The organism is Kitasatospora sp. NPDC036755 (genome assembly GCF_040636595.1).
In the GTDB taxonomy this organism is placed as follows: domain Bacteria; phylum Actinomycetota; class Actinomycetes; order Streptomycetales; family Streptomycetaceae; genus Kitasatospora.
This window is the reverse complement of record NZ_JBEZUT010000285.1, coordinates 1-11,152: the sequence shown is the minus strand read 5'-3', so window position 1 is coordinate 11,152 and position 11,152 is coordinate 1. Positions and strand designations below refer to the sequence as shown.

Annotated in this window: 6 protein-coding genes; 1 reads left to right on the top strand and 5 read right to left on the bottom strand. The window is 75.7% G+C overall.

Translation table 11 applies throughout. The features are described 5' to 3' along the window. Position 1 precedes the first annotated feature (1 nt). Entirely contained in the window at positions 2–3,922 is a 3,921-nt protein-coding gene (locus AB0E96_RS31465) for a beta-ketoacyl synthase N-terminal-like domain-containing protein (protein WP_359829181.1), read from the bottom strand. Between the two features lie 253 nt (positions 3,923–4,175). Here AB0E96_RS31465 and AB0E96_RS31460 point away from each other — a divergent pair, with 253 nt between their 5' ends. Then, the gene (locus AB0E96_RS31460; protein WP_359829180.1) at positions 4,176–5,762 is read left to right on the top strand and encodes an AMP-binding protein; all 1,587 of its coding nucleotides are present in this window, start codon (positions 4,176–4,178) and stop codon (positions 5,760–5,762) included. 102 nt (positions 5,763–5,864) lie between these two features. Here AB0E96_RS31460 and AB0E96_RS31455 read toward each other — a convergent pair whose 3' ends face one another. The 4 genes from AB0E96_RS31455 to AB0E96_RS31440 form a co-directional block, all read right to left on the bottom strand. Then, positions 5,865–7,370 (bottom strand): AMP-binding protein, encoded by a 1,506-nt coding sequence (locus AB0E96_RS31455; RefSeq protein WP_359829179.1) that lies wholly within the window; start codon positions 7,368–7,370, stop codon positions 5,865–5,867. Further along, a complete protein-coding gene (locus AB0E96_RS31450; RefSeq protein ID WP_359829178.1) occupies positions 7,367–8,314 on the bottom strand; it encodes an ACP S-malonyltransferase in 948 nt (315 codons plus the stop codon). Before AB0E96_RS31450 ends, AB0E96_RS31455 begins: the two co-directional genes overlap by 4 nt. A gap of 28 nt (positions 8,315–8,342) precedes the next feature. Continuing rightward, positions 8,343–9,608 carry a pyridoxal phosphate-dependent aminotransferase gene (locus AB0E96_RS31445; RefSeq protein ID WP_359829177.1) on the bottom strand — a complete coding sequence of 422 codons (1,266 nt, stop codon included), beginning with the start codon at positions 9,606–9,608 and terminating at the stop codon, positions 8,343–8,345. Between the two features lie 112 nt (positions 9,609–9,720). Beyond that, a complete protein-coding gene (locus AB0E96_RS31440) occupies positions 9,721–11,058 on the bottom strand; it encodes a lysine 2,3-aminomutase (protein WP_359829176.1) in 1,338 nt (445 codons plus the stop codon). Between the last annotated feature and the right edge of the window lie 94 nt (positions 11,059–11,152).

Below are 11,152 nucleotides of genomic sequence, written 5' to 3'. Positions count from 1 at the left end.
GTCAACCGATGGTTGACGATCCTCGGATCGACAACCTACGGTTGACGCATGGAGAATCCCGTTGTTCCCAACACCACTCCGCTGCGCCTCGACGATCCGCTCCGGCGGGGGTGATCCGGACCCGGACGGTGGCGGCGCCGACCGAGTGCAGGACGGCATCGTGCCAGACGAACGGGACGCGCACGCCCTCGGTGGCCGCCCCGGGCAGGAAGTCGGCGGCGTGCAGGGCGGCGTCCAGCAGGGCCGGGTGGACGCCGAAGGCGCCGGCGTCGGCGCGGGCGGCCTCGGGCAGCGCGACCTCGGCGAACACCTCGGTGCCGCGCCGCCAGACCGCGCGCAGGCCCTGGAAGGTCTCGCCGTAGCCGTAGCCCTGGGCGGCGATGGCCGCGTAGAGCCCGTCCACGTCGACGCCCTCGGCGCCGGCCGGCGGCCAGACGGCGGGCTCGGCCCAGTCGGCGCGGGCGCCGGACAGCCGGGCCGGGGCCAGGGTGCCGCCGGCGTGGCGGCGCCACGGGGTGCCGTCCACCGCCCCGGCGGGCCGGGAGTGGATCTCGATGCCGCGCAGCCCGCTGGCGTCGGCGGCCGAGACGGCCACCTGGACGTCGAGGTCGTCGTGGGCGGGCAGCACCAGCGGAGCCTCGTTGGTGAGCTCCTCGACCTGCTCGCAGCCGAGGCGGGCGCCCGCGTGCAGGGCGAGGTCGAGCAGCGCGGTGCCGGGCAGCAGGGTGACCCCGGCGATGGTGTGGTCGGCCAGCCACGGGTGGCTGCGCAGCGAGAGCCGGCCGGTGAGCACGGTGGCCCCGGTGCCGGCGACGCCGACCAGGGCGGCGAGCAGCGGGTGGTCGGTGCGGGTCTGGCCGAGGTCCGCCGGGTCGCCCTCGGCGGCCGGGGCGCTGAGCCAGTAACGGCGGCGCTGGAAAGGGTAGGTGGGCAGCTCGACGACCCGGCCGCCGGTGTGGAACGCGGCCGAGTCGGGTCCGGTGCCCCGGGCCCAGGTGGCGGCGACGGCGCCGAGCAGCTGACGCTCCTCGTCGGTGCCGCGGCGCAGCGCGCAGGCGAATCCGGCGCGCTCCCCGAGGCTCTCCCGGCCCAGTGCGGACAGCACCGGGTCGGGGCCGAGCTCCAGGAAGGTGGTGACGCCCTGACCGACGAGCCAGTCCAGGCCGTCCTGGAAGCGGACGGTGGCACGGACGTGGCGCACCCAGTACTCGGGGGAGCGGATCTCCTCGGCGCTCAGCACCCGGCCGGTGACGTTGGAGACCACCGGCAGCCGCGGCTCGCGGTAGTCGAGGATGCTCGCGATCATGCCGAACTCGGCGAGCATCGGCTCCATCAGCGGCGAGTGGAAGGCGTGGCTGACCCGCAGTTCCTTGGTGCGGCGCCCCAGCGCGGCGAGCCGGTCGGCGATCGCGCGCACCGCGTCGGCGGCGCCGGAGACCACCACCGAGGCCGGGCCGTTGACCGCGGCGAGGGCGGCCCGGTCCGCGAACCCGGCGAGCAGCGGCAGGACTTCGTCCTCGGCGGCCTCGACGGCGACCATCGCGCCGCCGGCCGGAAGGGCCTGCATCAGGCGGCCGCGGGCGCCGACCAGGGTGGCCGCGTCGTCGAGCGACAGGACACCGGCGCAGTGGGCGGCGGCGAGCTCGCCGACCGAGTGGCCGGCCAGGTAGTCGGGGCGCAGGCCCCAGGACTCCAGCAGCCGGAACAGCGCGACCTCGACGGCGAACAGCGCGGCCTGGGCGTAGGCGGTGCGCCCGAGCAGCTCCTCGGCCTCCGGGCCGGTGCCGAACAGCACCTCGCGCAGCGGCCGTTCGAGCTGGAGGTCGAGGTGGCCGGCGGCGGCGTCCAGGGCGCGGGCGAAGACCGGGTGACGCTGGTACAGCTCGCGGCCCATCGCCAGGCGCTGGCTGCCCTGGCCGGTGAACAGGAACGCCAGCCGGCCCCCGTCGGCCCGGTCGCGGACGGCGGCGGTCGAACCCTCGTCGAGGGCCAGCGAGCGCAGCCCGGCCAGGAGTTCGGCGCGCCCGGCGGCGACCAGGGCGGCCCGGTCCGGGTGGGTGGCCCGGGTCGCGGCGAGCGAGCGGCCGAGGTCCGCGGGGGTCAGCCCCGGCTCCTGGTCGAGCAGGTCGGCCAGCCGGCCGGCCTGGGCCCGCAGCGCCTGCTCCCCGCGCGCGGACAGCAGCACCACCGTGGCGGCGTCCGGGGCGGCGACGGGCAGCGGCGCCGCCCCGGGCTCGACCGGCTCGGGCTCCTCCAGGACGACGTGGGCGTTGGTGCCGCTGATGCCGAAGGCGGAGACGGCGGCCCGGCGCGGCCCCTCCCCGCGGGGCCAGGCGAGCGGCTCGGTGAGCAGTTCGACGTGCCCGGCCGTCCAGTCGACGTTCGGGGTCGGCGCGTCCACGTTCAGGGTGCGGGGGAGTTCGCCGTGGCGCATCGCCATCACCATCTTGGCGATGCCGGCGACACCGGCCGCGGCCTGGGTGTGGCCGATGTTGGACTTCACCGAGCCGAGCCGCAGCGGGCGGTCCTCGGCCCGGCCCTGGCCGTAGGTGGCGATGATCGCCTGGGCCTCGATCGGGTCGCCCAGGGTGGTGCCGGTGCCGTGCGCGTCGATCGCGTCGACGTCCTCCGGCCGCAGGCCGCCGAGCGCCAGCGCGTCGCGGATCAGCCGGCGCTGCGCGGCGCCGCTCGGCGCGGTGAGCCCGTTGCTGGCGCCGTCCTGGTTGATCGCGGAGGCCCGCACCACGGCGAGCGGGGTGCGCCCGGCCCGGCGGGCGGCGGAGAGCCGCTCGACCACCAGCACGCCGGCGCCCTCGGCGAAGCCGGTGCCGTCGGCGCCGGCCGCGAAGGCCTTGATCAGGCCGTCGGGGGCGAGTCCGCGCTGCCGGCTGAACTCGGTGAACAGGCCGGGGCTCGCCATCACGCTCACGCCGCCGGCCAGCGCCAGCGAGCACTCGCCGCGCCGCACCGACTGCACGGCCAGGTGCAGTGCGACCAGCGAGCCGGAGCAGGCGGTGTCGATGGTCAGCGCCGGGCCGTGCAGGCCCAGCACGTACGCGGTGCGGCCGGACAGGATGCTCAGCGAGGTGCCGGTCAGCACGTAGCCGTCGACGCCGGCCGGCGCGTCGGCCATCCGCACCCCGTACTCGTGCAGGCCCGCCGCCAGGAAGACGCCGGTGCGCGAGCCGCGCAGCGCGTCCGGGTCGATGCCGGCCCGCTCCAGCGCCTCCCACGCGGTCTCCAGCACGATCCGCTGCTGCGGGTCCATCGCGAGGGCCTCGCGCGGGGAGATGCCGAAGAAGTCGGCGTCGAACTCGGCGGCCTCCGCCAGGAATCCGCCGTGCCGGGCGTAGCTGCGGCCGAGCGCGTCGGGGTCGTCGTCGAACAGCGCGCCGAGGTCCCAGCCGCGGTCGGTGGGGAAGCCGCCGATCACCGAGCGGCCCTCCGCGACGACGTCCCACAGCTCCTCCGGCGAGCCGATCCCGCCGGGGAAGCGGCAGCCGATGCCGACGATCACGACCGGGTCGTCGTCGTCCGCCGTGACCGGCTCCGGGGCCGGGGCCACCGGCTCCTCGCGGGCGCCGAACAGGTCGTCACCGAGGCGGCGGGCCATGGCCCGCGGCGTCGGGTGGTCGAACAGCGCCGGGATCTCCAGGGCCAGCCCGGTCGCGGCGTTCAGCCGCGCGTGCAGCTCGACCAGGCCGAGGGAGTCCAGGCCGAGGTCGCGGAAGGTCCGGTCGGTCGCCACCTCGGGCCCGAGGTCCGGCCGGACCCGGCCGAGCACCGCCCGGATCTCGCCGCGCACCAGTTCCACCAGGGCCCGGTCCTGCTCGGAGGCCGGCCGTCCCGCGAGGTCCCGGAGCAGGTCGGTCCGGAGGTCGGACACCGGGCCGCCGGTCGGGGCGAGGTTGGACTCGGACATCGACGCTGACTCCATAACCTTGGGGATGCGTACCGGCCCGCAGGGCACACCGGTGGGATCAGAACCGCACCGTACGGCAGGCAAAAGCGCTGGCTAACCCCTACGCACCCCTAGTTGGGGCCCGCCGGGCGGCCGCCGCCCCGGGTGTGGGGTCCGCCCGCTTGCCCGCCCCTCCGCGGCCCGCCTACATTGCGAACACGCCCACGACCGGCCGCGTCCGCAGAGCCGAGAGGCGACCCATGGGAGTACCACGTTGCCTGAGACACCAACGGCCTTCACGCCGGCGGACGCCCCCGCGCAGAAGGTCCACGAACTGCTGCTCGCCGCGGCCCGGGTGACCCCGCAGGCGCCCGCGGTCATCGAGACGGCCGAGGACGGCACGCCGGTCGTCCTGACCTACCGCGGGCTGGAGGAGCTGGCCGGCGCCTGCGCCGACGGACTCGACCGGCTCGGCCTGGACATCGGCGACCGGGTGGTGGTGGAGGCCGACAACAGCGGCCCGGCCATCGCCATGTACCTCGCCTGCTCGATGCTCGGGCTGACCTTCGTGCCGGTCAGCCCGGACACCCCCGACCAGCGGCTGCTCACCATCCTGGAGCTGTCCGGGGCGGCGCTGCACACCAGGGCCGCCGAGGCCCCGCGCGGCTGCCTCCCGGAGGCGCTGGCCACCGCCCGCTTCGGGCCGGCCGGGCTGACGGCGGAGCGGGCCCCCGAGCCGCGGACCCGGCACCGCCGCACGGTCGTCACCACCGACACCGCGTACATGATCTTCACCTCGGGCACCACCGGCCGCCCCAAGGGCGTCGTGATGAGCCACCGCGGGGTGCTCGCCTTCTACCGCGGGCTGCTCGCCCACCGGATCGTCACCTCGGCGGACCGGGTCGCCACCACCTCGCCGCTGCAGTTCGACTTCTCGCTGCTGGACATCGGCCTGGCGCTGGCCAGCGGCGCCGCCGTCGTCCCGGTGCCGCGCGCCCTGCTGCCCTGGCCCCGGCGCTTCCTGGGCCACCTGGCCGCCACCCGGGCCACCCAGGTCGACGGCGTCCCCTCGATCTGGCGGGGCGCGCTGCGCCACGAGCCGGACCGGCTCGCCGAACTCACCCACATCCGGGGCACGCTGTTCTCCGGCGAGGCCTTCCCGATCGCCGAGCTGCGCGAACTGCGCAAGCTGCTGCCCGGCATCCGGGTGGTCAACTGCTTCGGGGCCACCGAGTCGATGGCCTCCTCGCTCACCGATGTGCCGGACCCGATCCCGGACGACCTGGAGCGGCTGTCCATCGGCTTCGCCTTCGAGGGCGCCGAGATGCTGCTGATCGACGAGGACGGCCGGCCGGTCGAGGAGGACGGCGTGGTCGGCGAGATCCACCTGCGCAGCCCCTCGCTGTTCTCCGGCTACTGGAACGACCCGGAGGCCACCGCCGCCGCCCTGGTGCGCGACCCGGTCGACCCGCGCACCGGCCAGCTGGTCTTCCGCTCCCGCGACCTCGCCTACCGGGGGCCGTCGGGCGAGCTGTTCTTCGTGGGCCGGACCGACTCCCAGGTGAAGATCCGCGGCAACCGGATCGAACTGGGCGAGGTCGAGCGGGCGCTGCGCGGCTGCCCCGGGGTGGCCGAGGCGGCCGTGCTGGTGCTGAGCCGCCCCGGGCAGGAGGACGTGCTCGGCGCCTTCGTCGCGCCGGAGCCCGGCGCCGAGGCGATCGAGGCGGGAGTCCGGGCCCACCTGCGGGCGACGCTGCCCTCGTACATGGTGCCCGGTGAGCTGCGGCAGCTGCCCACCCTGCCCGTGACGCACAACGGCAAGACCGACCGGGCGGCGCTTGCCGCGCTGGCCGGGGCGTAGGGGGGCGTCCCCCCGGATCCCGGCCGGAGGGGACGGAACGGGCCGGGGCCCGCGGTACCAGGTGTACCGCGGGCCCCGGCCCGTCGTCGTCGCCCGCCCGGGTCAGCCGCCGGCGGCGCGGGCGGCCAGGGCCTTCCGGTCGACCTTCCGGTTGGCGTTGAGCGGGAACTCCGCGACGTGCTCGAAGTGACGCGGCATCATGCCCGCCGGGACGCGCTCGCGCAGCTCACGGGCGAGCACGGCGGCGGTGGCCGGCCGGCCGGTGTAGTAGACCACCAGCTCCAGCCCGCCGGGCCCCGGCCTGGTCACCGTCACGGCCTCGGCCACGCCGGCGCAGGAGCGGACCGCGTGGTCCACCTCGGCGAGCTCCACCCGCCAGCCCTGGACCTGCACCTGGCCGTCCCGGCGGCCGAGGTAGACCAGGTCGCCGTCGGGCAGGCGGCGCACCCGGTCCCCGGTGCGGTACCAGGTCAGTCCGTCGTGCTCGGTGAACCGGCCCGCGTCCTCCGCCGGGTCGAGGTAGCCGGCGGCCATCTGCGGTCCGCTGACGCACAGTTCGCCCTCGTCGGCGACCGGCTCGCCGTCCTCGCCCAGCAGCAGGTGCCGGTGCCCCTCGTGGACCGCCCCGATCGGGGACAGGCCGTTGACGCACAGGCCCGGCGAGGTGTCCGGCCGCCAGCGGTACGCCGCGACGGTGACGGTCAGCTCGGTCGGCCCGTACAGGTTCTCCAGCGTCGAACCGGGCGCCGCGGCCAGCCAGTCCGCCGCGTCCGTGTCGCGCAGCGCCTCACCGGCGAACAGGCTCCAGCGCAGCGAGGGCATCGAACCCGGGGTGAGCACCCCGGTGCGCCGGGCCAGACCGATCGTGCCCGGCACCGAGAACCAGACCGTCACCCCCCGCTCGGCGACGAAGCCGGCGAGGTCCCGGTAGGCGTGCGGCGGCACCGGGTGCACGGCGGCGCCCGCGCCCCAGGCGCTGAACAGGTCGAAGAAGGCGCAGTCGAAGTTCAGGTCGAAGGTCTGCGAGAAGACGTCCCGCGGGCCGAAGTCGTAGCGCCGGTCGGACAGCCGGAAGTAGTGGTCGAAGGCCGAGTGCCGGATCGGCACCCCCTTGGGCACGCCGGTCGACCCGGAGGTGAACAGCACGCAGGCCACCGCGTCCGCCGTGACCGGCCGCGGCCGCTCCAGCGCCGGCCCGGCCTCCCCGGGCTCGCCGTCCGCGGTGACGGACAGCACCGGCGGCAGCGGCTGCGGCAGCCGGGCCAGGACGGCCGTCCCGGCGGCGTCCGCCAGGACCGCCCCGGCGTCCGAGAGCGCCAGCATCCGGGCGGTGCGTTCCGGCGGGAAGGCCGGGTTCAGCGGCACCACCGCGGCGCCGGTGTAGAGCGCGGCGAGCACCCCGGCGTAGCCCTCGAAGCCCTTGCCGGCCAGCACCGCCACCGCCGCCGGCGGCCGTTCGCAGCGGACCGACAGCGCACCGGCCAGTCGCAGCGCCCGCTCGTGCAGCTCCCGGTAGGTCAGCGAGCGGTCGCCGACCCGGACGGCCGGCCGGTGCGGTGCCCGGGCCAGCCCGCGCAGGAAGCGCTCGTACAGCGCGGGCGCGCTCACCGGGCCGGGGTCCGCTGCGGCTCGGGCATCATCGCCGTCCGCGGGTTGGCCGCCAGTGTCTCGAAGGAGGAGGTGGTGACCGGCACCCGGCCGAACAGCTTGTCCGGCCCGGTGACGACGACCCGGCCGACGCCCGCGGCCTGCAGTCCGGCCACCGTGTCGGGCCAGCGCACCGGCTTCACGTAGCCCTCCAGCATCATCGTGCGCACCCCCTCGCCGGTGGTGAGCAGCGCGCCGTCCTGGTCGGCGACGACCGGCAGTTCGGGGTCGGCGAACGTGAGGCCGGCGAACACCTCCCGCTCCACGGTGTCGCGCAGGGTGGCGAAGGCCGCGCAGTGCATCGGCGGGCGCATCGAGTACAGCGGCAGCCCGCCGGCCGCGCGCAGCCGCCCCTCCAGCCACTCGACCCGGCTCTCCTCCAGCGACAGCATGTGGAAGTCGTCGTCGATGTAGCAGGAGATCTCGTACCAGCCGCCCAGCGCGTCCAGTTCGGCGAGGATCTCGGCGAGCCGGTCGGCGGGGGTGCGGGCGAAGGAGTGGGTGACGATGTCGCGGTGCTCGGCGGCGAAGTACTCGTCCTCGTGGCGGGCCAGTTCGGCGGTCAGCCGGATGGCGTCCGCCAGGTCCAGCGCGTTGCTGTAGACGGCGGCCGCCTTGCTGCCGAAGCTCGGCCCGGCGATCACCTGCGGCCGGCCGTACCGTTCCTCGGCCCACCGGGCGGAGGCGAGGCTGTTGAGGAAGAACGCGATCTGGGCGTGCTCGGAGTAGTCGCTCCGCCCGTCGCGGTAGCGCGCGAACAGCGAGTAGCCGAGGACCTCGTCGGCCACCGCGAGCAGTTCCCGCGCATGGGGGTTGATCATCATGAACTTGGCGACGTCGGAGAACTGGGACGGCGCCATCCCGGGGAAGACGAACGCGGTGTGCGGGCGCGGCTCGGTGGTCATGGGCATCCTGTCTGGTCGGTGCAGGGGGTCACGGGCGCGGGCCGCAGAGCTTGCCGAAGGCGTCGGCCAGGACGTCGAGCGTCCGGGCGACGTGCGGCAGCCGGACCGGGTCGGCGGCGTCCAGGGCGGCCTGCTGCTCCGCGCGGGTGGCGCCGTAGAGCAGGCTGGTGGCGGCCTTGAAGCGCAGCGCGCCCGGGTCGTCGCCGAGCAGGTGCCCGGCCAGCACGGCGACGCCGAAGTCCCGGAAGAGGCGCCGCTGGAGCGAGTCCGAGTCGGTGACGCCGTCGGCCGCCAGGCGGTCGCGCAGCGGCTCCAGGTCGGGGTAGAGGTAGAAGCCGCCGGCCGGCGGGCGGCAGAGCGCCCCGGCGTCGGTGAACACGGTGTGCACCGCCCGGGCCACCGCGCCGTGCAGCCGGGCGCTGGCCGCCAGCCGCTCGCGGATCACCGGCGGCTCGGACAGCGCGAACGCCGTCGCCGCCTGCAGCGGAGCGGCCAGGGACGACCAGGCCTCGCTGGCGAAGGTGAGGACGTCGCGCAGGATCGCCTCGCCGCGCGGGCCGGCCGGGAAGCGGGCCACCCCGCAGCGCCAGCCGCCGAGGCCGAAGCTCTTGCTGAGGCCGTTGGTGACGACGGTGCGCTCCGGCACCACCTCGGCGGGGGAGAGGTAGGGCAGTTCGGGGTCGTGCACGATGTCGCGGTACACCTCGTCGGAGACGACCAGCAGGTCCTCCTCCTCGGCGATCGCGCACAGCTCCCGGACGAGGGCGGGCGGGGCGAGGGTGCCGGTCGGGTTGTCCGGCAGGGTCAGCACGAGGATCCGCGGGTCGTCCCCGGCGGCCCGGGCGGTGCGGATCCGCTCGCGCAGCGCCGCTGGGTCCGGCACTCCGCCGCACTCGGCCGGGATCGGCACCCCGAACACCTTCTTGCCCGCGTAACGGGCCTGCGGGGCGTAGGAGTTCCAGGCCGGCGCGGGGATCAGCAGATCGCCGCCGACGACCATCTGGAGGGCCAGCAGCAGCGGCTTGCTGCCCGGCGCGAGCACCACCTGCCCGGGGTCGGTGGGCAGCCGGCGGCGCCCGAAGTAGCCGGCCGCGGCGGCGCGGACGGCCGCACCGCCCGCCACCGGGCCGTAGGCGTTGTCGCCGGCGGCCCGGGCCAGCTGCTCCGCCATCTCGGGGAGCACCGGCAGCCGGGCCTCGCCGAACGCCATGTGGACGATCTCCTCGCCCGCCGCCTGGCGTTCGGCGACGAGCTGGTTGAGCGCGAGGTTGGGGGACATGACGCGGCCCGCCATCGTCGGCTCCTTCCTGGGGTCAGAGCGGGTGCTCGGAGCTGGGTCCTCGGTGCGGCGGGCCGTGCGGAGCGGGGGCGCTCGGCGGCGGAACCGCCCGGTGGACGGGGGCTGTTCAGCCGCGGGGCGGCGCCGTGTAGGGGCGCAGCGCGGCGGCGAGGTCGGCGGGGGTGGCCGGGTCGAGTTCCAGGCCGTCGATCCAGGCGGCGTCCTCGTCGTACCGGGTCCGGAACGGCCGGCCGACCAGCGAGGCGTCCCGCGCCTGGAGCATCCGCAGCCGGAAGAACCGGCCGTCGGGCCCCTCCTCGACGCCGTCCACCACGATCTTGCCGGGGGTCGCGGACATGATCGGGCCGCGCACCGTGCGGGCCAGGCCCGGGAGGTCCCGGTAGGCCCCCTGGAAGATCTCCAGGGCCCGGGTGAGCGGCACCTTGAAGTAGTCGTAGGGGCCGGTGTCGCGCTCCACGAAAAGGTAGTAGGGGACGATGCCGGCCGCCAGCTCGGCGCGCCACATCCGGGCCCAGACCGCGGCCGAGTCGTTGACCTTGGCGATCAGCGGCGCCTGCCCGTACACCAGTGCGCCGGTCGAGCGGATCCGGGCGATCGCCCGGCGGGCGACGTCGTTCTCCAGCTCGCGCGGGTGGCTGAAGTGGGCCATCACGGCGACGTTGCGGCCGCCGGCGACGATCCGCTCGAACAGCCGCAGCAGCTCGTCGGCGTCCGGGTCGGTCAGGAAGCGGTACGGCCAGTAGGCCACCGACTTGGTGCCGATCCGGATGGTGCGCACGCTCTCCAGCCCGAGCAGCGGCTCCAGGTGCGAGCGCAGCCGCTCGGTGGACATCACCATCGGGTCGCCGCCGGTGACCAGCACGTCGCTGACCTCGGGGTGGCCGCCGAGGTAGCGGACCAGGCCCTCCGGCGAGGGCGCGGCGAACTTCAGGTCGGCGTCGCCGACGAACTGGGCCCACCGGAAGCAGTAGGTGCAGTACGAGTGGCAGGTCTGGCCCTGGCTCGGGAAGTACAGCACCGTCTCGCGGTACTTGTGCTGCAGGCCCGGGATCTCCTCGCCGTGCTCGCGGGGCACGTTGAGCTGCTTCTGGCCCGAGGGGTGCGGGTTGAGCGCGTCGCGGATGCGCTGCACCTCGGCCCGGAGCAGGGGGGCGTCGGCCTTGTCCCGGGACAGTTCGGCCAGCCGGCGCTCGTCCTCGGCGCGGAGCATGCCCCGCTGCGGGAAGACGAGCTGGAAGATCGGGTCCTCGGGGATCGCCGACCAGTCGATCAGCTGCTGCAGGACGTAGTCGTTCACCCGGAACGGCAGGACCAGGGAGGCGATGTCGAGCGCCTCGCGGATCTCGGGGGAGAGGCCGTACTTGGCGGCTATCTCGGCGATCTGGCGCGGTCCTTTGGCGCGGAACCGCTCCGTCGCGGACGGTATGGGAGCCAGGAGATTCATGCGTACCTCGGGTCGGTGGTCCCCCTCGTGCCGGCGGGGGCGGAGCACCGGGCCGGTCGCCCGGGCGGGGGTCGGCCCCGGCCCGGCCCCGGCC

What these genes read in the sequence shown, in the direction of transcription:
- AB0E96_RS31465 (WP_359829181.1), bottom strand. Translation starts at nt 3,922, where the DNA reads ATGTCCGAGTCCAACCTCGCCCCGACCGGCGGCCCGGTGTCCGACCTC.
- AB0E96_RS31450 (WP_359829178.1), bottom strand. Translation starts at nt 8,314, where the DNA reads ATGACCACCGAGCCGCGCCCGCACACCGCGTTCGTCTTCCCCGGGATG.
- AB0E96_RS31445 (WP_359829177.1), bottom strand. Translation starts at nt 9,608, where the DNA reads ATGGCGGGCCGCGTCATGTCCCCCAACCTCGCGCTCAACCAGCTCGTC.
- AB0E96_RS31440 (WP_359829176.1), bottom strand. Translation starts at nt 11,058, where the DNA reads ATGAATCTCCTGGCTCCCATACCGTCCGCGACGGAGCGGTTCCGCGCC.